This window comes from Ruegeria sp. CE9 (assembly GCF_056537425.1).
Genome location: NZ_JBQFRO010000001.1, coordinates 390,501 through 411,650, shown reverse-complemented (window position 1 = coordinate 411,650; position 21,150 = coordinate 390,501). Strand labels below are relative to the sequence as shown.

21 protein-coding genes are annotated in these 21,150 nt (G+C 54.8%); 15 read left to right on the top strand and 6 right to left on the bottom strand.

Going from position 1 to position 21,150, the window contains the following annotated elements; genetic code table 11:
- Positions 1–83: 83 nt before the first annotated feature.
- Positions 84–524 (bottom strand): GNAT family N-acetyltransferase, encoded by a 441-nt coding sequence (locus tag ACR0B3_RS02030; RefSeq protein ID WP_480807639.1) that lies wholly within the window; start codon positions 522–524, stop codon positions 84–86.
- A 90-nt stretch (positions 525–614) separates the two neighbouring features.
- Between ACR0B3_RS02030 and guaA the strand changes: the two genes are divergently transcribed.
- The 10 genes from guaA to ACR0B3_RS01980 all read left to right on the top strand — a co-directional run bounded on the left by guaA (position 615) and on the right by ACR0B3_RS01980 (position 10,641).
- Positions 615–2,174, top strand: coding sequence for a glutamine-hydrolyzing GMP synthase (gene guaA, locus ACR0B3_RS02025; RefSeq protein WP_480807638.1), 1,560 nt, complete (start codon positions 615–617; stop codon positions 2,172–2,174).
- 46 nt (positions 2,175–2,220) lie between these two features.
- Positions 2,221–2,811 (top strand): acyltransferase, encoded by a 591-nt coding sequence (locus ACR0B3_RS02020; RefSeq protein ID WP_170684179.1) that lies wholly within the window; start codon positions 2,221–2,223, stop codon positions 2,809–2,811.
- Positions 2,812–2,973: 162 nt separating this feature from the next.
- Positions 2,974–3,879, top strand: coding sequence for a DMT family transporter (locus ACR0B3_RS02015; protein WP_480807637.1), 906 nt, complete (start codon positions 2,974–2,976; stop codon positions 3,877–3,879).
- A 118-nt stretch (positions 3,880–3,997) separates the two neighbouring features.
- Positions 3,998–5,215, top strand: a complete 1,218-nt coding sequence (locus tag ACR0B3_RS02010) for an OmpP1/FadL family transporter (protein WP_480807636.1) — start codon at positions 3,998–4,000, stop codon at positions 5,213–5,215.
- Positions 5,216–5,311: 96 nt separating this feature from the next.
- Positions 5,312–6,208 (top strand): DMT family transporter, encoded by an 897-nt coding sequence (locus ACR0B3_RS02005; protein WP_480807635.1) that lies wholly within the window; start codon positions 5,312–5,314, stop codon positions 6,206–6,208.
- Positions 6,209–6,257: 49 nt separating this feature from the next.
- The gene (locus tag ACR0B3_RS02000) at positions 6,258–7,130 is read left to right on the top strand and encodes an ATPase (protein ID WP_480807634.1); all 873 of its coding nucleotides are present in this window, start codon (positions 6,258–6,260) and stop codon (positions 7,128–7,130) included.
- 38 nt (positions 7,131–7,168) lie between these two features.
- On the top strand, positions 7,169–8,086 hold the full coding sequence (gene metA, locus ACR0B3_RS01995) for a homoserine O-acetyltransferase MetA (protein WP_480807633.1): 918 nt from the start codon (positions 7,169–7,171) through the stop codon (positions 8,084–8,086).
- Positions 8,076–9,029 carry an alpha/beta fold hydrolase gene (locus tag ACR0B3_RS01990; RefSeq protein ID WP_480807632.1) on the top strand — a complete coding sequence of 318 codons (954 nt, stop codon included), beginning with the start codon at positions 8,076–8,078 and terminating at the stop codon, positions 9,027–9,029. The genes metA and ACR0B3_RS01990 overlap by 11 nt, the downstream gene beginning before the upstream one ends.
- Before the next feature lie 49 nt (positions 9,030–9,078).
- Positions 9,079–9,948 carry a polyphosphate kinase 2 gene (ppk2, locus tag ACR0B3_RS01985; RefSeq protein ID WP_480807631.1) on the top strand — a complete coding sequence of 290 codons (870 nt, stop codon included), beginning with the start codon at positions 9,079–9,081 and terminating at the stop codon, positions 9,946–9,948.
- Positions 9,949–10,026: 78 nt separating this feature from the next.
- Positions 10,027–10,641: a TetR/AcrR family transcriptional regulator gene (locus ACR0B3_RS01980; RefSeq protein WP_170584138.1), complete on the top strand. Its 615-nt coding sequence runs from the start codon at positions 10,027–10,029 to the stop codon at positions 10,639–10,641.
- An 18-nt stretch (positions 10,642–10,659) separates the two neighbouring features.
- Here the strand turns inward: ACR0B3_RS01980 and ACR0B3_RS01975 are convergent, their stop codons facing one another.
- The gene (locus ACR0B3_RS01975) at positions 10,660–11,991 is read right to left on the bottom strand and encodes a tetratricopeptide repeat protein (protein WP_480807630.1); all 1,332 of its coding nucleotides are present in this window, start codon (positions 11,989–11,991) and stop codon (positions 10,660–10,662) included.
- Positions 11,992–12,113: 122 nt separating this feature from the next.
- On the opposite strand from ACR0B3_RS01975, the gene ACR0B3_RS01970 reads away from it, so the two are divergent.
- From ACR0B3_RS01970 to ACR0B3_RS01950, 5 genes are all read left to right on the top strand, one after another.
- Entirely contained in the window at positions 12,114–12,362 is a 249-nt protein-coding gene (locus ACR0B3_RS01970; protein WP_480807629.1) for a hypothetical protein, read from the top strand.
- 28 nt (positions 12,363–12,390) lie between these two features.
- The gene (locus ACR0B3_RS01965) at positions 12,391–14,028 is read left to right on the top strand and encodes a sulfatase-like hydrolase/transferase (protein WP_480807628.1); all 1,638 of its coding nucleotides are present in this window, start codon (positions 12,391–12,393) and stop codon (positions 14,026–14,028) included.
- A gap of 99 nt (positions 14,029–14,127) precedes the next feature.
- Positions 14,128–15,795: a sulfatase-like hydrolase/transferase gene (locus tag ACR0B3_RS01960; protein WP_480807627.1), complete on the top strand. Its 1,668-nt coding sequence runs from the start codon at positions 14,128–14,130 to the stop codon at positions 15,793–15,795.
- 36 nt (positions 15,796–15,831) lie between these two features.
- Complete coding sequence (locus ACR0B3_RS01955; protein WP_480807626.1) at positions 15,832–17,076, top strand: DUF3179 domain-containing (seleno)protein; 1,245 nt, start codon at positions 15,832–15,834, stop codon at positions 17,074–17,076.
- Between the two features lie 75 nt (positions 17,077–17,151).
- Positions 17,152–17,904 carry an outer membrane protein gene (locus tag ACR0B3_RS01950; protein WP_480807625.1) on the top strand — a complete coding sequence of 251 codons (753 nt, stop codon included), beginning with the start codon at positions 17,152–17,154 and terminating at the stop codon, positions 17,902–17,904.
- A gap of 7 nt (positions 17,905–17,911) precedes the next feature.
- Here ACR0B3_RS01950 and ACR0B3_RS01945 read toward each other — a convergent pair whose 3' ends face one another.
- Genes ACR0B3_RS01945 through ACR0B3_RS01930 form a run of 4 tightly spaced genes read right to left on the bottom strand, consistent with a single transcriptional unit; the run spans position 17,912 to position 21,148 of the window.
- Positions 17,912–18,619 (bottom strand): ABC transporter ATP-binding protein, encoded by a 708-nt coding sequence (locus ACR0B3_RS01945; protein ID WP_170684191.1) that lies wholly within the window; start codon positions 18,617–18,619, stop codon positions 17,912–17,914.
- Positions 18,619–19,350, bottom strand: a complete 732-nt coding sequence (locus tag ACR0B3_RS01940; RefSeq protein WP_480807624.1) for an ABC transporter ATP-binding protein — start codon at positions 19,348–19,350, stop codon at positions 18,619–18,621. The genes ACR0B3_RS01945 and ACR0B3_RS01940 overlap by 1 nt, the downstream gene beginning before the upstream one ends.
- Complete coding sequence (locus ACR0B3_RS01935) at positions 19,347–20,294, bottom strand: branched-chain amino acid ABC transporter permease (RefSeq protein WP_480807623.1); 948 nt, start codon at positions 20,292–20,294, stop codon at positions 19,347–19,349. Before ACR0B3_RS01935 ends, ACR0B3_RS01940 begins: the two co-directional genes overlap by 4 nt.
- Positions 20,295–20,296: 2 nt before the next feature.
- Positions 20,297–21,148: a branched-chain amino acid ABC transporter permease gene (locus tag ACR0B3_RS01930; RefSeq protein ID WP_480807622.1), complete on the bottom strand. Its 852-nt coding sequence runs from the start codon at positions 21,146–21,148 to the stop codon at positions 20,297–20,299.
- Between the last annotated feature and the right edge of the window lie 2 nt (positions 21,149–21,150).

The window sequence follows — 21,150 nt, the reverse complement described above, 5'->3', positions numbered from 1 at the left end:
TTGATGCCAGAGGTAGTTTACGGCGCTATCGGGGTAAAAGCGACATGCACCCCGGGTTGCCGAGAATTCATTGGATTCGGTCGTTACTTTAGCTGTTTTTCCATCAGTACTGTGTTGCCCTTCGCCTCAATCTCTTGCCATCCCAGATGCAGGTACATGGCACGGGTTCCTGACATCAGCCGATGTGTCCGCAGACGTAGGACGCTCAGACCATCCGCTTTCGCGGCCTCCTCGGCAGCGTCTAGTAATTGGCGTGCAACTCCACGACCTTGAGCTTTTGGCGAAACACCCAGATTGAAAATCATCATCGCGTCAGGCTGCGGACCATAGATAATAACACCCAGAACGTGCGCAGCGTCTTCAACTACCAGAACCTGATGAGTAGCAATATCGCCCAGAATCCCGCTTGTTACGTCGGGCATATCGCTGATTTCGCGCATCGCGTCGGCATAGGCCTCAGCAAGACAATCCTCTATCGCGCGAGCGTCATTCGGTTCGGCAGACCTGAGACGAATTTCCGACATTTTGTGCCCCCTTGGAAGCAAACCGTCACTGATCGCCTAAAAGACGTCATTACGCTTGCACAAGCAAGGCTTGCGACCTAATAGCCAATCATGACCCAAGACACCCATGACCGCCTTTTGATCATCGACTTCGGCAGCCAGGTGACGCAGCTTATCGCCCGCCGCCTGCGCGAACTGAACGTCTATTGCGAAATCCACCCCTATCAGAACGTCGCGATGGATTTCGTGCGCGAGATGGCTCCCAAAGCCGTCATATTCTCAGGCGGTCCAGACAGTGTCACGCGTGAGGGGTCACCCCGCGCCCCGCAAGAAATTTTTGACTACGGCGTTCCGATCCTGGGCATCTGCTATGGCCAACAGGTGATGATGCACCAACTGGGTGGACAGGTTGAAAGCGGCCACGGCACGGCCGAGTTTGGGCGTGCATTCGTAACACCTCGAGCCAAGCTCGATATTCTGGACGGCTGGTTTGGCGACGGCGACGAACAGGTCTGGATGAGCCACGGTGATCACGTCAGCGAAATCGCCCCGGGTTTTGAGGTCTTTGGCACCTCGCCCAATGCGCCTTTCGCGATTACTGCCGATCCATCGCACCATTTCTATGCCGTTCAGTTCCACCCCGAAGTTCACCACACCCCGAAGGGTGCAAAACTCTATGAGAATTTCGTCAAGCTGGCAGGTTTCTCAGGCGATTGGACCATGGGGGCCTATCGCGAACAGATGATTGCGAAGATCCGTGAACAGGTCGGGGACAAAAAAGTAATCTGCGGCCTCTCGGGCGGCGTCGACAGCTCGGTCGCTGCCATCCTCATCCACGAGGCTATTGGCGATCAGCTGACCTGCGTATTCGTCGATCACGGCCTGTTGCGCAAAAACGAGGCCGCTGAGGTCGTCGGGATGTTCCGTGACAACTATAATATCCAGTTGATCCACGCAGATGAGAGCGAACTGTTTTTGGGAGAACTGGACGGACAAAGCGACCCGGAAACCAAGCGCAAAATCATCGGTAAGCTGTTCATCGACGTGTTCCAGAAACACGCGGACACCATCGAAGGCGCCGAGTACCTGGCGCAAGGAACACTGTACCCGGATGTGATCGAATCTGTCTCGTTCTCGGGTGGGCCTTCGGTCACCATCAAATCCCACCACAATGTGGGCGGTCTTCCCGAAAAGATGGGCCTGAAACTGGTGGAGCCCCTGCGGGAACTGTTCAAGGACGAAGTTCGCGCCTTGGGCCGCGAGCTCGGCTTGCCTGCCAGCTTCATTGGTCGCCACCCCTTCCCCGGCCCCGGCCTTGCCATTCGGTGCCCCGGCGAGATCACCCGCGAAAAGCTTGAAATCCTGCGCGAGGCAGACGCGATCTATATCGATCAGATTCGCAAGCATGGTCTCTATGACGAAATCTGGCAGGCCTTCGTGGCCATCCTACCTGTCCGCACGGTTGGTGTGATGGGCGATGGCCGAACATACGACTATGCCTGTGCGCTGCGCGCAGTGACCTCGGTTGATGGTATGACAGCGGATTATTATCCGTTCAGCCATGAGTTCCTGGGTGAAACCGCCACGCGTATCATCAACGAGGTCAAAGGCATCAACCGATGCACCTATGACATCACCTCAAAACCGCCCGGAACCATCGAGTGGGAATAATCGCCCCCACTTGGGGCATTGTGTTTTAAGGGCGAAGGACAGATTGATGAGCAACTATTCGGTGCACGAAACTGCAATTATCGATGAAGGCGCACAGATCGGAGACGGTTGCAGAATATGGCATTGGGTCCATGTTTGCGGCGGGGCCAAACTGGGGTCGAATGTATCGCTTGGGCAAAACGTGTTCGTCGGAAACAAGGTGGTCATCGGAGACAACTGCAAAGTGCAGAACAACGTCTCGATCTATGACAACATCACCTTGGAAGAAGGCGTTTTCTGCGGCCCCAGCATGGTGTTTACCAACGTCTACAACCCTCGCTCATTGATCGAACGAAAGGCCGAGTATCGCAACACTCTGGTCAAGAAAGGCGCAACTCTGGGTGCCAATTCGACCATCGTTTGCGGTGTTACAATCGGAGAATATGCGTTTATCGGTGCCGGTGCGGTCGTGAACGCTGACGTCAAGCCCTATGCGTTGATGGTAGGTGTTGCTGCAAAACAGATCGGCTGGATGAGCGAGTATGGGGAACAGTTGAATCTTCCCCTGTCTGGAGAGGCCGAAGTGACCTGCCCGCACACAGGTGATCGATATGTGCTGAACGGCGATACGTTAAGCAAAGTACTGGCAGACACTTAGTGCACTGAGAATGCAGTGTTAATAGCTGCCGAATGTAGATCATCAGTAAGCAAGCCTTCAGATTGAGCAAAACTGAACAATCGCTCTGACATTTGACCTTGTCTAAGCGTGTAAATCACCCTCTATTCAGCCTGTTACACCTAGGGGCATTTAAGATATCTCATGGACGGCAGTAAAATGCAGATCGGCAAGGCTGCGCTTTGGATGACAGGGGCGATCGCCTCGTTCTCGTCTATGGCGATTGCCGGACGAGAACTAAGCGCGACGCATGACACGTTCGAGATCATGTTCTACCGCAGCCTCGTTGGTATCTGCGTGGTCGCAATGGTCCTTACCGCAACGCGCAAATGGCAGCAGGTCACCACGAAACGGCTGGGCCTGCATGGCATTCGCAATGTGCTGCATTTTACAGGTCAGAACCTTTGGTTTTATGCGGTAACCGTGATCCCACTGGCGCAGGTCTTTGCACTTGAATTTACCCAACCTATTTGGGTGATTCTTCTGTCCCCGCTGTTGCTGCACGAAAGATTGACCGCTTTGCGTTTAACCTCAGCGCTTATCGGGTTTGCCGGGATTCTTATCGTCGCGCGACCCGGCGCAGCCACGCTTAGTCCTGGAGTGTTTGCAGCAGCAGCTTCGGCCATATTCTTTGCCTTAACCACAATCTCAACCAAATCACTGACCCGAATTGCCAGTATCGGCTGTATCATGTTTTGGCTTACATTGATGCAGGCCGGATTGGGGTTGGTCGCGTCCGGAGCAGATGGGCACATCACACTTCCGACCTTGCAGACCATCCCATTCCTGCTGCTTGTGGGGTTCGCGGGTCTACTGGCGCATTACTGCATTACAAATGCGCTGGCTATTGCGCCGGCCACAGTGGTTGTGCCCTTTGACTTTGCACGCCTTCCAACAATCGCAATTGTCGGAATGATCCTTTATCATGAACCTCTGGATCACTGGACTTTGCTAGGGGCTGCAGTGATCTTCGCCGGAATTTTCCTGAATGTTTGGTCCGAGAACCGTAACAATTCGGCAACACCTGCACACAGCACACAAGCTGACTAACGCTCCGTCACCAGTTGACCATATTTTAAAGTTTAAGACAGTACAAACCGGTAACGAAGCCGGATGCGCATGATGAGGGTGCGCTTGACAGGCTATAGGACAGTGTAGGGAGGAATTAATGAAAAGAACGCTGTTTAAGGCGTGCGCGTTGTGCGTTGGCGCAACGACTGCGCAGGCAGGCGGTCTCGATCGAAGCGGTCAGGGCGTCAACATCCTGTTCGAAGAAGGGTCTGTCGCGCAGTTTCGACTTGGTTATACCAAGCCGGATGTTAGCGGATCGATGGAAGATCAGATTCCCACCAGCCCGACATTTGGTGAGACGATCGATTCCGGCAATGTGACGAACAGCTTTTTCACTCCACATCTGGCATATAAGACCTCTCTGACAGAGACGTTAGATTTTGCGCTGATATATGATCAGCCCTTTGGTGCTGACATCGACTATTCCTCGGATTATCCGCTGTCGCAAAACGTGCTGGGGCTTGCTGGATTTGACGGGGCAAATCAGGATGTTCTGCGTGCAAAGGCCGATACTGATGCGATAACTGCACTACTTAGGTACAAATTTGATGGTGGCTTCAGCGTGATCGGCGGCGTTCGTGCGCAACGGCTGAAAGCCAGTGTTTCTGTGCCAATCGCAGGTGCAGGAACCACACCATTCCCGTCTGGTGGATACCGCGTTGAAACAGATGCTGAGATCGATTTTGGCTATGTCGTGGGTGTCGCGTGGGAACGACCAGACATCGCGGCCCGTGTCGCCTTGACCTATAACTCTAAGATCAAGCACGATCTGTCGCAGACCGAGGCGAACGACTCGCTGGCCTTTACCCCTTTCCCAGAGGTTACGCGGTCTAGCGCGGACTCAACGACCGAAGTTGTAACACCCCAATCCGTCAACCTCGACTTTCAGACCGGCGTCGCACCAAAAACGCTGTTGTTTGGTTCGATTCGCTGGGTTGATTGGCCCCAAACCGTTTATGCTCCACCGGTTTACACAGGTCTGACGGGCATCAACCTGGTCGACTATGAAGAGGCCACATGGACCTATTCGCTTGGTCTTGGTTATCAATTCAGCGAAGAATTCTCGGGCGCCGTGACTCTGGGCTACGAAAGCTCTCAGGGAAACTCCGTTTCGAACCTCGGGCCGACCGATGGGTTCTGGAGCATTGGATTGGGCGGCACCTACTCGCTTGAAAAGGCACAGATTTCTGGAGGTGTCCGCTATACCGATATCGGTGATGCGACTGCCAATGGCACTGGCCCTGACAACCGCGCCACCTTTACTGGAAACAGCGCGTGGAGCGTTGGCCTTCAGATTACTTACGCGCTGGATTGAGCCAGCCCATATGAACAAGCAAAGCCCCGCCAATTTGGCGGGGCTTTTTCGCATGTTTCGGGTCGATCCGCAGTCTGAGAGATGCGAGGAAAAGAAATGACTTCTCAGAAAACCCTCACCCCACGCACCTGGTCCGAGCTGATATTGCTTGGTGTCATTTGGGGCCTGTCTTTCCTCGCCATCCGGATCGCGCTTGATACGGTGCCGGTTGTAACTTCGGTCTTTCACAGGGTTTTCTGGGCCGCGCTCGTCTTATGGCTGGTTATCATCCTGCAACGTCAACCCATCCCACGCGATCCGAAAATTTGGGGTGTGTTTCTGGTCATGGGGCTGTTGAACAACGTCTTGCCATTTACGTTGATGGCCTGGGGGCAACTTTACGTTGAGACAGGCCTGACATCGATACTGAACGCAGCAACCGCGATCTTCGGCGTCCTCCTGGCCGCACTGTTTTTCCGGGACGAACGGCTGACCAAAGCGCGCCTTCTTGGCGTAGGGCTTGGATTCCTTGGGGTCTCAATCACCATTGGCCTCAGGCAATTCGCAAACTTGAATCCGAGCAATCTGGGCCAGTTGGCCATCCTTGCTGGGACCTTGTTATATGCGTTTGCGGCGATCTGGGCGCGTTCTTACATGAGCGCCCTCCCCCCACAGGTTGCCGCTGCGGGCATGTTGACCGGATCGGCGATCCTGATGACCCCGATCATGTTGATCGTTGATGGGGTTCCGAGCTTCGCCCTTCCTTTGGAAACCTGGCTAGCGATCGCCTACTACGCTCTGCTTGCGACCGCCGGGGCCTACCTATTGTATTATCGGGTCTTACAACAGGCAGGCAGTGGCAACGTTCTGCTTGTAACGCTGATCATCCCACCCATTGCGATCTTGATGGGTGCCTTGGTACGCGACGAGGCGTTGCCATCTCGCGCGTTTATCGGGTTCGCCGTACTTGCCTTTGGCTTGCTGATCCTTAGCCGATCTCGCAGTCGCGATTGACGCCGCCAACCGCCCGATTTAGCTAGGGCAAAACAAGGGACGGCGGATCATGATCTACAACTCGGCGACGGACTGGCGCGAAGCTGCACGAAAGAAGGTGTTATTCTTCGGCATGTCCGGGTTGGGCAAGTCATATGTCTCGAACACATTGCGCGACGATGGGGACTGGTTCCACTACTCGATCGATTACCGGATCGGGACCCGCTATATGGGCGAATACATCACCGACAATGCCAAAGCCGAAGCGATGAAAGTCCCCTTTCTGCGTGAGCTGTTGAAGTCGGATTCGATCTATATCGGCTCGAACATTACTTTCCAGAATTTGACCCCAGTGGCGGCCTATCTGGGTAAACCCGGTAATCCTGACATGGGTGGCCTAGAGATTTCGGAGTATCAGCAACGGCAAGAACAATTCCGGCAGGCTGAAATTCGTGCTCTTCTAGACACCAAGTATTTCATTGATCGCGCCAAACGCTTGTACAGCTATCCAAACTTTATCTGCGATACGGGCGGTTCCATCTGTGAATGGGTCGAGCCCGACGATCCCAATGACCAGATCCTGACTGAATTGTCCCGCCAGACGTTGATGATCTGGATCAAAGGTGACGAAGCGCATACCGAAGAGCTGATCAGGCGTTTTGACAAAGCGCCCAAGCCGATGTCGTACCAGGCCGCGTTTTTGGATCGGGTCTGGAATGAATACCTGACCCTTAATGCGTGTTCAGGGGCTGACGTCGACCCAGACGCCTTCATTCGTTGGACATATGCGCAGGCACTTGCACATCGTCAGCCGCGATACGAGGCGATGGCCCGGAATTGGGGCGTAACAATCGCGGCCAACGATATCTCCAAAGTGCGCGACGGCGGTGATTTCAATGAGTTGATCGAACGCACTCTTGAGACCCGCGCCAACCCCGCCTAAGTTCCAGACTTCTTTCGCAGATTTAGCAGCGTGACCAAATGCCGATCAAAATCCCCTCAGACCTGCCCGCCTTTGATGTCCTGACCAATGAGGGCGTCATGGTCATGGCCGAAGATCAGGCCGCGCGACAGGATATTCGGCCTCTTCGGATCGGTTTGCTGAATCTAATGCCCAAGAAGATTCAGACCGAAAACCAGTTCGCGCGCCTGATCGGGGCGACTCCGTTGCAGATCGAGCTGTCGCTGATCCGCATGACCGAGCATCAGACCAAGAACACTGCGGCCGAGCATATGGCCGAGTTCTATCATCCCTTCCAAGAGGTGAAGAATCAGAAGTTCGACGGCTTGATCATAACCGGAGCCCCCATCGAGCACCTGGATTTCAACGACGTCACCTATTGGGACGAAATCCGTGAAGTGTTCGAGTGGACGCAGACCAATGTGCATTCAACCTTTGGCGTCTGCTGGGGTGGCATGGCGATGATCAATCACTTTCACGATGTGAAGAAGCACATACTGGACGCAAAGGCCTTTGGCTGTTTCCGGCACAGAAATCTGGCGCCTGCATCTCCTTTTTTGCGCGGATTTTCTGATGATTGCGTAATTCCCGTCAGCCGCTGGACCGAGATGCGGCAATACGAGATTGATGCAGTCCCTGACTTGATCACGCTGCTCGGCAGCGATGACGTCGGCCCCTGCCTGATCGAGGACCCAACACATCGGGCGCTCTATATCTTCAATCACTTCGAGTATGATAGCGATACGCTTAAGCAGGAATATGACCGGGACGTTGAAAATGGCACACCGATCAACGTGCCGATAAATTACTACCCTGAAGACGATCCCAGCCAGCAACCTCAGAATAGGTGGCGCAGTCACGCGCATCTGCTCTATGGTAACTGGATCAACGCCATTTATCAGACAACTCCTTTCGATATGGATAAAATTGGCCAGTAAGCTATTGATATCACTCAGCATCGCGATCATTGGGATCGCTGTTGTCACGGCCTGGCGCAGTGCTCAGCGTGAAAGTGCCGCCGAGGCCGCGTTCCCGCCTGAAGGCCAAATGGTGGATGTCGATGGGATTGCCGTCCACGCGGTTGTCATGGGCGAAGGTCCGGATGTGGTTCTGATCCACGGCTCCAGCGGGAACACGCGCGATATGACCTTCGCGCTGGCTCCGATACTGGCGGAAAACTATCGAGTCATCGTTTTTGACCGACCTGGCCTTGGCTATTCGGATGGCTTTAACCCCGATGGCGAAACCATTGTAGAGCAAGCAGAAATTCTGCAACGTGCCGCATCGATTCTGGGGGCCGACAAGCCAATCGTTGCCGGGCAAAGCTATGGCGGATCGGTATCTCTGGCTTGGGCTCTGGCACGGCCCGACAACATTGCGGCACTTGTTCTCATCGCGCCAGCTGCGATCCCGTGGGAAACACCATTGGACGCGTTCAACACCATCGGAGCAACCACCGCAGGCAACGCGCTGGCATTGCCGTTGGTAAGCGCGCACGTCCCCGACTGGTTTGTTTCAAAGGCGCTGGATCAAGTTTTTGCACCTCAGAAGGCCCCAGAAGGATATGCGGAACATTTTGGCCCCGGCTTGACCATGCGCCGTGCCTCGATGCATGCAAATGCCAAACAGCGTGCAAACCTATTGGATGAAATCACCGAGCTTCAGCCCCGATATGGCGAGATTTCCGTACCAACCGAAATCGTTCACGGAACAGCTGACACTACTGTTGGGCTCGAGTGGCATTCTAATCGACTGATTGACCAAATACCTGGTGCCGAACTGATCGAACTCGATGGAATCGGTCATATGCCGCAAGTGGTTGCAGCCCCGGAAGTCGCAGCCGCCATCGACCGGGCTGCCGAGCGCGCGGGTTTGCGTTAATCTGATCCGTAATCCATAGTAAGATTTGGATTTTATGGCGAGGTAGCACATGACCCGATCAGAACAGGATACCATCCAAAGCTACTTTCGTAATCACGCCCCAGAATCGATCCGCTCGGCCATCGAAGACGCCAAAAAGGTTGAGATTCTGAACCCAACCTACCCTTATTCCAAGAAGCTGAAGGGAAAGGATTACGATCAGCAGATGGATGGTCTGCAGATTGAGCTGGTCAAGATGCAACAATGGGTCAAGAAGACCGACCAACGTATCGCTATCCTTTTCGAAGGTCGCGATGCCGCAGGCAAAGGTGGAACGATCAAACGGTTTCGCGAGAACCTGAACCCTCGTGGCGCACGCAACGTTGCGCTTAGCAAACCATCGGATGCCGAACGCAGCCAATGGTATTTCCAGCGCTATATCTCGCACCTTCCGTCGGCTGGTGAAATCGTGTTCTTTGACCGCAGTTGGTACAACCGTGGCGTCGTTGAAAATGTGTTTGGGTTTTGTACAACGGAAGAACGTGAGCGGTTCTTCCGGCAGGTTCTTCCACTGGAAACAGGTTTCCGAAACGACGGCATCCACATGTTCAAGTTTTGGCTGAACGTCGGGCGTGCCGAGCAACTGAACCGCTTTCTTGCCCGCGAAACCGACCCGTTAAAACAGTGGAAGCTGAGCCCGATCGACATCGCCGGGCTGCATAAATGGGACGAATACAGCCAATCGATCACCGAGACCCTCACCCGAAGTCACTCAGACAACTGTCCATGGACGATCATCCGCTCAGACGATAAAAAACGCGCCCGGTTGGCAGCCATTCGCACGGTGCTGAGCCAATTGGACTATGATGGTAAGAACCACGATGCAGTTGGAATGCCGGACGAAAAGATTAGCGGTGGTCCGGAAATCTGGGATGCCTGATTGCTCTGCAACACATTGCCCGCGCTGGATTAACCCCTGGTCGCTGCATATATAAGACAAAACGCGCCTGAGGCCGGGATGACGAAACGCGGATATCACCACGGAAATCTAAAGCAAGCCTTGATGGAGGCCGCGCTGTCCCTGATCGAACAGAAGGGGCCAACCGGCTTTACATTGTCAGAAGCTGCAAAAACGGCTGGCGTCACACCCGCTGCTGTTTATCGCCATTTCGAAGGACGCGAAGACCTGATCGCGGAAGCCGCGCGGCAAGGGTTCGAGATGTTCGCGGACCTGATGCAATTTGCCTATGACAAAGGGCAACCCTCGGCACTTGCTGCATTCGAAGCCACAGGCCGCGCCTATCTTGCTTTTGCCCGCAAGCACCCCGGATACTATATTGCGATGTTCGAAAGCGGGATTTCAATCAATCGCACGCCAGAGTTGGCTTTGGCCGCCAATCGCGCCAAAAATGTGCTGGAAAAGGCCGCCAGTGATCTTTCCCAGCATATTCCACCAGAAAAACGCCCCCCGGCATCAATGTTCAGCGCTCATATTTGGGCCATGAGCCACGGCGTAGTCGAACTGTTTGCCCGCAATACTGGTGCAAGTTCACCCTTCCCACCCGAAGACCTCTTGGAAAGTGGGATTGGAATCTATCTTCGCGGTTTGGGTCTTGTAGATCAGGACGAGTAGAGATCCTGTGGCAACGGTTCAGTCTGTTTCAGAAGTCACTTCACCTGCACCAAACTGCACCCCCGCTGCCTTCACCCCGGTGATTAAAGCGTCGACTGGTTCTGGTTCTTTGAAAACGCGCCGCTTCAAAGCTTCCAGCGGAAAATTGGGCCATGTTTTTTGGTACACTTTGGCCAGGCGCCTCGCTTCGACCTGCTCGCCATTATTCCAATGCGCGGCCATCAGATAGGCTGCCGAAATTGGCCCAAACGGCCCTCCGCGCTCAATCGTATCTTCATAGGTCCGGATCGCAGCGCCATAGTCGCCGGTGTGAAACTGTGCTGACCCAAGCACATTGCCAAAAACAAGCCCACCGCTACGTTCAGCAAGTTCTTCATACCACTCAGATTGCGAAAGTATGTGTTCAAAATTCAAAGTATACAATGAGATAAGGGCATCAAATTCTGCGATGTGCGGGTCGTTCGGGGCAAGAGAAACTGCCCTGCGAGACAAGGCTACAGCCCTTTGGTAATTCCCTGACCCGAACTCTTGCCAGGCGCGCGCCGATAAGGCCCAGGCCTCATCGGGGGCAAGATCCATGGCATGGGCGCTGTTTTCATCAGCAGCCATCAGATTTGCCTCAGCGTTCGGGTCGAAGAACTGCAAAATAGCCAGCATCGTCTCGACCTGCGCTGCTCCCGCATAGCCGCAGTAATACAGGGGATCTCGTTCAACCGCGGTCTTGAAAATCAGCAGGGCCGGTTGGAGACGCGAAAGATCAACAACCGGGAACATCACATCTCGGCCAGCATCGCAGAGGTTCATTGCCTCAACCCGAGCGGGAGAGACATCGTAGATCGCGCTTTGCCCCAGGCCAGTGGCGTTGGATGACGCACCTATATTAATATTGCTCCAAACCAGAACACCCATGCCAACCAAAGCAGCCAAAGCTAAAACCGCAGCTCCTACGCGGCGAAATTGTGGCTTCTTTGTTTGTTCGGATTGGGCCTCAAATACTGGTACGTAACTCCCGACGGGTAAGGAGATCGCTAACGGGTCAGTCGCACCTTCCGTCCCGTAATACGCTTTGAGTTTCCGCCTGACCCGGCCTGCATCAACCCGCACCACCCCTTCCCGCTTGGAAAGGTCATCGGCGGAGTAACCGTAAACATCCATGGCGATGGTCTTGGCTCTGATTTCCGCTGAGCGCCCAGCTAGGACTTCATTGACAACATAGGTCAGAAATGACCGCATTCGGGCCGATCCTTTGAAGCCGTTCGACCCCAACACACGCTCAAGCGCATCGTGCACTTCTTCTGGCGAGAAGGAATGCGTGGTTTCGCGTGAATTTTCATCCCCCAGGGCAGTCAAGAACTATCCTTTCGTGACAATGGCTTGACCCCGTTATGCTACGGTAGCATGCGGCATAATACGTTCAAGTCATATTCTTCACATTGCATGCTTTCAGTGGGCAGCTGATCAAGGCGCGGCAAATGGATGAAGACGAATTCTTCGACACGCAATTCCCCGGTGCCATCACGCGGCTGCAGAACCTGCGCGCGCATGACAAGGAATTCGACCGAATATGCATGGACTACCAAGAAATGATGATCGCGCTGGCAGAGCCCCCTCACCCCGGGTCGATCCATCGGCCTCGGTACCTCGCTGATTTGGCGGAAACTGTTTCGGACTTACGCAGCAGTATCGAAGCAAAGCTATCGGACGACCCGGGTGCGCCCTGACGACTATCAATACGAAAGGCACGACATCATGCTGAAACAGATATTGCCTGCTCTGATCCTAACTGCGGGTTCTGCGTATGCTCAACAAAACCCGATCATTCACGATGGTGAATTTGAGTTCCTGCGCGCCCAGTTCGGCGAAGTTTGGGATGCGCAAGACGCTGAAATCGATGCAAGGCTGTCAGAGATACGTGAAGAAAACGGGGGTAAACCACCTAATATCCTGTACATCCTGATTGACGACGTCAGTTTCGGTCAGATGGGTGACCGCAAGATGAACTATGTGATGGGCATCGAGACACCCAGCATCAACCAGCTCGCCACGGAAGGCCTGTCACTGATGCGCATGTACACGGAGCCTTCGTGCACACCGACCAGAACAGCGATGCTAACAGGGCGACACCCGGTCCGTGCAGGTGTGACCGAAGTCAAGGTTGCGCTTGTGGGCGAAGGTCTTCCGGCCAGCGAGGTAACCTTGCCCGAAATACTGAAAGAGGTTGGCTACAATACTGTGCATGTCGGCAAGTGGCATCAGGGTGATATCGAACAGGCTTATCCTCACAATCAAGGTTTCGATTGGGCCGCCTTCCCTCTGCATCAACAAGTCCAACTCAGCCTCATGACCCCCGAGGCCATGCGCGCAAATAACATGCTCGGATACGTAGCCGAGGGACAGAATAACCAATTCCTACTGGACGAACGCTTCAAGCCTTATGGGCTTGTCACTGGTGTCGAGGCCATTGCAGGCGGCACTGCCCGCGAAGTCGATATGTCGGCTGGCGAGGTCTGGACTCAAGCCAAATATGAAGAAATGAATGAACGCTATCAACGCCAGGCGCTTGAACAACTTGAACGCGCCGCTGCAGAAGAAGAACCATTCTTCATGCAATACTGGCCGCTCTATCCGCTCAATTTCGTTTACCCGGATGAAGCTCTCTCCAGGAACGGAGGCTTTCAAGCCGATAAGTTGCAACTGCTGGACGGATGGATCGGCGACCTGCTGGCCAAGCTTGAAGAGACAGGCGAAACCGACAACACGATTGTTGTGCTGATGGCTGACAACGGGCTGATGTACCATTACGAGGGGACTTCGGGCCTCAATCAACTGATCTATCGCGGTGGCAAGACTCAGCATTTGGAAGGCGGCGTGCGCACGGATGCTTTCATTCGCTGGCCCGGAGTGATCGAATCTGACAGTGCCGCCGGTGATATCTTTCACGTGTCGGATATCTATACCACCATCGCGCGGATTGCAGGTGCCACTGACCACATTCCACGCGATCGCATAATTGATGGCATCGACCAGACGGCCTTGTTGCTGAATGGCGAAGGCAACGGTCGCCGCGACTATGTGTATGTCTACGAAGGTCCTGTTCTGCGCTCGGTGGTCAAGCAGGAGTTCAAGATGCACTTACCCGCACCGGGCCAACCAGGCGCGGCGGCCCCGACCTTCAACATCTATCGCGACCCGCGCGAGCTGCACCCGTTGGTTGGCTATTCGCTTTGGGCCGGCGCATCATTTCAGGACATGATCAAGCGCCATCAGAAGATGATCGCGAAATATCCGCATTCCGAGATCGGACGCGGCGTCCCCTATGAGGGCATCGATAACCTGCGCCCGGAATCCGAATTGACGCGCGACGTGTTCATGAGCTGGCAAGAGTAAAGACTACAGAAAATCTTGTCTAAATATGATAATGTTTCAATATGTAAGCCGCTGCGGGTAGATTTGCTTTCCACCCAGCACACGAACGGGGGATATCGGATGAAGATTTTAGGGGTACTTGTTCTATCTGTCGGCCTTACTGCGCAGTCCGTACTGGCACAAGATAATCCAATCCAGCACGATGCCGAATTCTATATCCTGCAGGCACAGCGCGCAGAGCAATGGGCCCAGGATGATGTCGCTGTCGATGAGGCATTGGCCACCTTTCGCGAAGACAACAACGGTAACCCGCCGAACATTATCAGCGTATTGATCGATGATCTCGGCTTCGGCGACATGGGCATACCTGAATTGAATGCCGTCCGCGGATATGAGACTCCGAACATCAACGATTTCTCGGACGAGGCGATGCGCATGGTTCGGATGTATACCGAGCCGTCCTGCACCCCGACGCGCGTGGCCCAAATGACCGGTCGCCTGCCCGTGCGTATGGGCATGGGTGACACCACCGTCGATATTGCTGGCTTCGGCCTGCCGGAAGACGAAGTGACGTTGGCCGAGGTTCTGAAACAAGCAGGATATGCAACCAGCCACGTCGGCAAATGGCACATGGGGGATATCGCGGAAAGTTGGGCGATGAACCAAGGCTTTGACTACGCGCAACACGCCATTCACCAACAAGGCCAACTGACGATTTTCAATGATGATGCGATCAAGGAGCAAGTCTCGGTCGCGATCCGGGATTATGATGACAAATATACGCTGGACGATTGGTTCCGGCCCGACGCCTCAGCGATGATGACCGTCATTGAAGGTGAAACCGGCGGTCCAATTCGCGAGATAAGAATGGAATCTGGCGAGCGTTGGAACGCGGCCAAATACGATGAGATGAACCAGGCCTTTCAGGACAAAACGCTGTCTGAGCTTGAGCGTCTTGCCAGCGACGATACCCCCTTCTTCCTGCAATATTGGCCAATGATTCCTCTGGACAACACCCGTGCTGGACGCTCTGGGCCCGAAAGCGCGAATGGCGGGCTCTATGTCGACAAGATGCAACTGCTGGATCAATGGCTGGGTGATTTGTTCGCCAGAATGGATGAGCTGGGGGTCAGCGAGAACACCATTGTTGTTGTCATGGGGGACAATGGGCATTTTACCAAATACGCCCCGCAATCGGGCTATACACCGATGATCTATGCTGGTGGCAAAGGGGATACGACCGAAGGCGGCGTTCGGGTCGATGCCTTCATCCGCTGGCCGGGAATGATCCAGGCAGATGGGTTGCTGAACAGCATCATCCATGTCTCGGACCTGTACACGACGCTCTCGCGCTTTGCGGGTGCCGATCAGCACATCCCGAGGGATCGATTGGTGGATGGCGTCGATCAATCCGCAGCGCTTTTGTTTGCGGACGAAGCAAAGGCGCGCCGCGATCATGTGATCATCTATTCGGTCGCTAAACCCGAAGCGATCGTCAAGGACCAGTTGAAGCTGAAGCTGCCGGGCGCTGGTGAAAGCGCTATTCTGGCAAAATTCTTTGATCTCTTCCGGGATACGCGTGAGGAGTATTCAGTCTCGACCGAGGTTGGCGCCTGGGGAGGGCAGGAATTCGCCCGCATCCTTGGTCGCCACATGGCGAGGAAAGAAAAATACCCAGACACACCGCCCGCATACGGCGTGCCATACGAAGGGATCGAGAACATTCGCCCCGAAACTCAGCAAGCGGTCGAAGCGTTTCTGATCAAACGCCAATCGCCACAGCAATAGCCCCAGTACGCAGCAGTCAAGATTTAGGATCATCACATGTTCGGACTTCTCCTATTCGCACTGGGTTTGATCGGATCACTTGGGATTGGGTTCGTTTATTTCCGAGATTTGGGCGACGTGTCTCAGATGCTCCTGAAAGTGAAGCGCGAGAATATGGTGCGGTTCATCCGCAATGAATACCGCCTGATTACCATCGGGTTGGGCGCTTTTGTCGTTGCGACGCTTGCACATTTCGCGCTGGGGGCCGGACCGTTCTGGCTGTGGCTGGTGGCGGCTATTCTGGTCGTGTTCCTCTATGGGTTTCCGTATGTCTGGGTTCATCTGGGCCTTAGGAACCAATTGAATACAGCGCAGTATTTTCCAATAGACGAGGCCCGCAAATATGTCGGCCCGACCGCGCCTGTGATGGTGATCGACAATGACGGCCATGCCCGTGCTCATCCCGACGCTCAGATCATGCGGCCGCATCTGGCGGGCGATGACAAAGGGCTGGGCGGTGAAGACGTCGTGATGACCTATTGCGCCATGGCCAATCTTGGTCAGGGCTATTCGCCAAGCATCGAAGGTAAACGGCTGAACCTTGAAGTTCTCGCCCAGCACGGAAACAATCTGATCCTGCGCGACAACGACACGGGCGAGCCTATCCAGCACATATATGGCTTTCGCGAGGCGGATCAGAACCCAAACACAGATGGCCTCGCCTGCCCGCTACGACCCGAGGCGCAGATGAAACCCTGGCCCACCTACAGGATGACCTTCCGAGGATTTCAGAAGGCCTTTCCAGATGGCGAAGTCTTTCTGAACAAACCCTCGCAAAACCCGTTGCTGCGGCTTCTGGACATGATGACCGAGATTACCTTTGGCTGGGGCATCGGCCGTCAGCATCAGGAAGAGGCTCCGGTGATGGATAACATGGACCGATCAGACGATCGGTTGCCCAATAAAGCCTATGTCTGGGGGATCACCATCGGACAGGATGCCACCTGCTGGACTGATGATTTCATCGTCGACAATGATTGGATCGTAAATGCGCGGGTCGGCGGTCGGGATGTCGTTGTCAGCATCAACCCAAAGTATGAAAGCTTGGGCGTTTGGTACAATGACAGCGGCCAACCCGTGACCAAATGCAACTTTTGGGGAAAATCCGATCAAGGTCAGCTACAACGGGTCGAGACCTTACGCGCCGGCGTGTTCTGGCATGTCTGGTCCGAGTTTTTTCCCAGCACAGATATCAACCGCGTCGGCGATGGCGTAGGTAAATCCGAAGACGCGGCGGCATGAAATTCACAAACGCCAGATTGGATGGGAGCGACCCCATGACCGGATTTCGAAGAAGTTTTTGACAGGAGGACAATGATGGGAATAACAGCGAAGTGGAAAGAACTGGCCATCGGAGTCTCTTTGGCAAGTTCAATGGCATCCGTCGTGGCGGCCCAGCAGTCCGATTGGTCATACGAGGCCTCGATCTATCTGTTTATGCCAGAAACAGAGACTTCGATCAGCACACCCCGAGGAACCTTGGATGGCACGTTGAGTTTTTCCGATGCACTGGAAAATCTCGATTTCGCGTTCATGGCAGCATTTGCAGCGACAAACGGGCGTTGGTCACTGCTTGCGGACTACAACTATACCAACCTCTCTTTCAGTAGCGATACGCCCGGCCCGGCAAGCTCGGGCCTCGATACATCCTTTACGACACAATTCCTCAGCGGCTATGTCGGTTATCGGGTCTATAACGATCAATCCGCCAATATCGATCTTGTCGGCGGGTTCAGGTGGTTCAGCACGGAAACCGATTTTGAACTGCAACCCGGCGCCGCACCTGGTCGTCGGACGACCGTTGATTCAAGCTGGACGGATCCCGTGATCGGGGCCCGCGCACGCGTCACGTTCTCGGACAAATGGTCAGGCACCGGATTTGTTGACTATGGTGGTTTCCGCAGTGGCAGTGAGACGTGGCAGGTCTTGCTAACCGCAGACTACGCGATCAATGATCGCTGGCTGATCCGCGGCGGATACCGCTATATCTCATTCGATCATGACATCGACGGGAATGATTTCAAATTCGATCAATCTGGTCCTCTGATCGGCGCAACCTACCGCTTTTGAACGTCACTTAGTGACCGCCAAAATAGGCTTCGAGCAATCGTTTATCATTCCGCAACTCGTCTGCGGTGCCTGACGTCTGCATCCGTCCGGATTCGAGCACATAAATACGGCTCGCCAACGACAGAGCGAAGTTGGCGTTCTGCTCGGTAATCACCACCGTCAGCCCGTATTCTTTGTTGAGCTTGCGTACCACCTCGGCGATTTCGTGGCAGATTTTCGGGGCCAGGCCAATTGTCGGCTCGTCGACCAGCAACAGCTCGGGGCTGGTCATCAGCGCGCGCCCGAACGAGACCATCTGACGTTCCCCGCCCGACTGGGTCGAGGTCTCTTGCCCTTCCCTCTCTTCCAGACGCGGGAACAGGCTGTGCACCATCGCCAGATTGCTCTGGATATCATCGCGGGCCGTGAAGGCACCGACCATAAGGTTGTCACGCACAGACATATAGGGAAACAGGTTGAAGCGCTCGGGCGCGTAACCCACTCCATGCCGCACAATTTCCGAAGGCGTTCGACCGGCCAGACTGTGCCCCCTCAGCCGAATGTCTCCTTCGGTTTTGACAAGCCCCATGATGCTGTCCAGCAAGGTCGATTTTCCGGCACCATTAGGCCCAACCACGGCGACGATCTCACCGGGTTGGACAGTGATTGAGATATCGGTCAGCGCTTGCGCTTTGCCATAGAAGGCCGACAGATTTTCGATTTCCAGATACGACATTACGCGGCCCCCAGATACGAGGCCTGAACAGCCTTGTCGTTCATCACCTCGGCAAACGATCCCTCGGCAATCATGGTGCCGCGTTCTATGGCGATGGCGCGGTCGATCAAAGGCTCAAGCGCGGGCAGATCATGGCTGACGATCAGGAAAGTCATTCCATCCTTGCGCATCGACTGAATGAGCTCCGAAATCTGTGCAATCTCCCCAGTGGTGAGACCCGCGAACACCTCGTCCAGCAACATCACTTTGGGTGCGGTTGCCATCGTGCGGGCCATCTCAAGCTTGCGCAAATCACCCATGGCCAATTCTGTTGGCGCGCGCTCCAAATCCGCTTCGGTAAAGCCGACGCTAAGCGCTAGCTCCCGCTCACGTTCTTTGTTTGGGGGCGAGACAATCATTTGCCAGATATTGTCAGGCATCAGCCCAACTCGGATGTTTTCAGCAACGCTCATATCACCAAACGGGCGCGGGATTTGATAGGTCCGGCTAACCCCGGCACGAATGCGCTGCGGGGTCGAAAGGTTCGAAATTTCCTGCCCGAACAGCTCGATCGTGCCGCTGTTCTGTCGCAGCTCACCCATGATCTGGCTGAATACCGTCGTTTTGCCCGCTCCATTGGGACCGATCAATCCCAAAGACTCGCCCTCTTTGAGAGTGAACGACAGATCATTCGTCGCGACCAACCCACCGAAACGTTTCACAAGACCGGATACCTTTAACGCCGCGCTCATGCCATCCGCCCCCTGCCCAGGGTTTTGAAGCCACGCCGGACAAGCTCAACAAGGCCTTTCGGCTGATACATGTAAAGGAGCAGTGCAATGGCACCGTAGACGAAGTACCGCTCCGCCCCCGGAAGAACCGGCCTCAGATATTCCAGCAAGAACGTCATGAAGAAGGCGCCGATCATCGGACCGATGATGGTTGAGGTTCCACCCAGAAGTGCCGCGACAATGATGGTGAACAAGAAGTTGATATCAAACAGCGCGCGTGGAGCAAGCGATCCCAGATAGTGGACATAGAACGCCCCGCCTAGACCCGCAATCATAGCGCTTGTCAGAAAGGTAAACGCCTTAAGGCGGGTGGTGCTGAGGCCCGAGCCCCGCACGCTTTCCTCGTTCATGCCAATCGCCGACAAAGCGGTTCCAAGCCGCGTCTTCATCAATAGCCACATGCTGACGGCGATCGCCAGCATCAGCGTCGTCGATAGGTAATACCCGTTCGCCGCGCCGCGCGTCAGCGTTTGAATGCCTGACATGCCGCGCGTTCCGCCGGTCAAGTCGGGACGAATGACTTGAACCAGTTGATACAGCAGCTCCATAAAGGCCAGCGTGACCAGTGCGAAGTAACTGCCCCGAATTCGCAGGGCTGGCAGCAACACCAGCAGGCCCGCGATCATTGTGACGACAACAGCAATCGGGATTGATACCTCAACAGCGACATCGAACCGCTTGGTCAGGATTGCAGTGGTATAGGCCCCGATACCGATCAGAAACGGATGACCAAAGCTGACATACCCCGTTCGGCCAGACAGCACGTCCCAACTGATGGCAAAGATCGCCAGATAGTTGGCAAAGATCATTGTGCGCAATGTCCCGTTCGAGACGACTTGCGGCAACAGGAACATTCCCGCGATCAAACCGCCCCAAAGCGCAAAGTGAATCCAGCGTAGGCCCATGATCACAGCTCCTCTCGGCCAAACAGGCCTTGCGGTCGCGTGACCAGCACGCCGATAATCAGAAGCATTGTGAAGACCCCGCGCAACTCTGGTGCAAGTGTCGCCACGACAATGACTTCGAGGAAGCCCACAATATGCGCCACCACCAAAGTGCCCAGGATCGAGCCGATCCCACCAACGATAACCACAGCCACCGAAATGATCAGCGGGGCGACCCACATGGAAGGCGATAGCTGCGTATAGCTGGCGAAGAAAACACCACCGAGTGCGCCCAATGCGCCCGAGATACCCCAGGTGATCAGATTGATGCGATCCGGGTCGATCCCGGAAATCGCCGCGCCTTTGGCATCCATCGATACCGCCTGCATTGCGCGCCCGGTATGGGTCAGCCGGACAAAGGCATAGAGCCCCAGCAGTATGGCCCAGCTAATGAGTGTCGCGATCAGGATGTTATATGTGACCGAGGCCCCGGCGACGTTGATCACTCCGGGGACAATCGGCAAAAGGATTTTGCTGCTGTCGCCAAAGACCAAAACGATGCCTGCCTGAATGACGGCCGCAAGGATCAGCGTCGAAATCTCGACAGCCACATGATCCCCTTTGAGCGTTTTGACGATCAGGCGATATTTCAAGACGCCCATAAGCACACCCAGCGCGGCGGCCACGGCAACCCCCATGAGCTTAGGCATCCCAAGCGATTGCGAGATCCAAAAGTAAATATAGCCGCCGACCATCAGATAGGCGCCATAGGCAAGATTCAGGACACGACCGATGCTGAAGATCAGCGTGAACCCCATAGCAATGAGCGCGTAGAGACCGCTGAGCAAAAGCCCCTGAATCAGTATCTGCAACATGT

What these genes read in the sequence shown, in the direction of transcription:
- ACR0B3_RS02030 (WP_480807639.1), bottom strand. Translation starts at nt 524, where the DNA reads ATGTCGGAAATTCGTCTCAGGTCTGCCGAACCGAATGACGCTCGCGCG.
- guaA (WP_480807638.1), top strand. Translation starts at nt 615, where the DNA reads ATGACCCAAGACACCCATGACCGCCTTTTGATCATCGACTTCGGCAGC.
- ACR0B3_RS02020 (WP_170684179.1), top strand. Translation starts at nt 2,221, where the DNA reads ATGAGCAACTATTCGGTGCACGAAACTGCAATTATCGATGAAGGCGCA.
- ACR0B3_RS02015 (WP_480807637.1), top strand. Translation starts at nt 2,974, where the DNA reads ATGGACGGCAGTAAAATGCAGATCGGCAAGGCTGCGCTTTGGATGACA.
- ACR0B3_RS02010 (WP_480807636.1), top strand. Translation starts at nt 3,998, where the DNA reads ATGAAAAGAACGCTGTTTAAGGCGTGCGCGTTGTGCGTTGGCGCAACG.
- ACR0B3_RS02005 (WP_480807635.1), top strand. Translation starts at nt 5,312, where the DNA reads ATGACTTCTCAGAAAACCCTCACCCCACGCACCTGGTCCGAGCTGATA.
- ACR0B3_RS02000 (WP_480807634.1), top strand. Translation starts at nt 6,258, where the DNA reads ATGATCTACAACTCGGCGACGGACTGGCGCGAAGCTGCACGAAAGAAG.
- metA (WP_480807633.1), top strand. Translation starts at nt 7,169, where the DNA reads ATGCCGATCAAAATCCCCTCAGACCTGCCCGCCTTTGATGTCCTGACC.
- ppk2 (WP_480807631.1), top strand. Translation starts at nt 9,079, where the DNA reads ATGACCCGATCAGAACAGGATACCATCCAAAGCTACTTTCGTAATCAC.
- ACR0B3_RS01980 (WP_170584138.1), top strand. Translation starts at nt 10,027, where the DNA reads ATGACGAAACGCGGATATCACCACGGAAATCTAAAGCAAGCCTTGATG.
- ACR0B3_RS01970 (WP_480807629.1), top strand. Translation starts at nt 12,114, where the DNA reads ATGGATGAAGACGAATTCTTCGACACGCAATTCCCCGGTGCCATCACG.
- ACR0B3_RS01965 (WP_480807628.1), top strand. Translation starts at nt 12,391, where the DNA reads ATGCTGAAACAGATATTGCCTGCTCTGATCCTAACTGCGGGTTCTGCG.
- ACR0B3_RS01960 (WP_480807627.1), top strand. Translation starts at nt 14,128, where the DNA reads ATGAAGATTTTAGGGGTACTTGTTCTATCTGTCGGCCTTACTGCGCAG.
- ACR0B3_RS01955 (WP_480807626.1), top strand. Translation starts at nt 15,832, where the DNA reads ATGTTCGGACTTCTCCTATTCGCACTGGGTTTGATCGGATCACTTGGG.
- ACR0B3_RS01950 (WP_480807625.1), top strand. Translation starts at nt 17,152, where the DNA reads ATGGGAATAACAGCGAAGTGGAAAGAACTGGCCATCGGAGTCTCTTTG.
- ACR0B3_RS01945 (WP_170684191.1), bottom strand. Translation starts at nt 18,619, where the DNA reads ATGTCGTATCTGGAAATCGAAAATCTGTCGGCCTTCTATGGCAAAGCG.
- ACR0B3_RS01940 (WP_480807624.1), bottom strand. Translation starts at nt 19,350, where the DNA reads ATGAGCGCGGCGTTAAAGGTATCCGGTCTTGTGAAACGTTTCGGTGGG.
- ACR0B3_RS01935 (WP_480807623.1), bottom strand. Translation starts at nt 20,294, where the DNA reads ATGGGCCTACGCTGGATTCACTTTGCGCTTTGGGGCGGTTTGATCGCG.
- ACR0B3_RS01930 (WP_480807622.1), bottom strand. Translation starts at nt 21,148, where the DNA reads ATGTTGCAGATACTGATTCAGGGGCTTTTGCTCAGCGGTCTCTACGCG.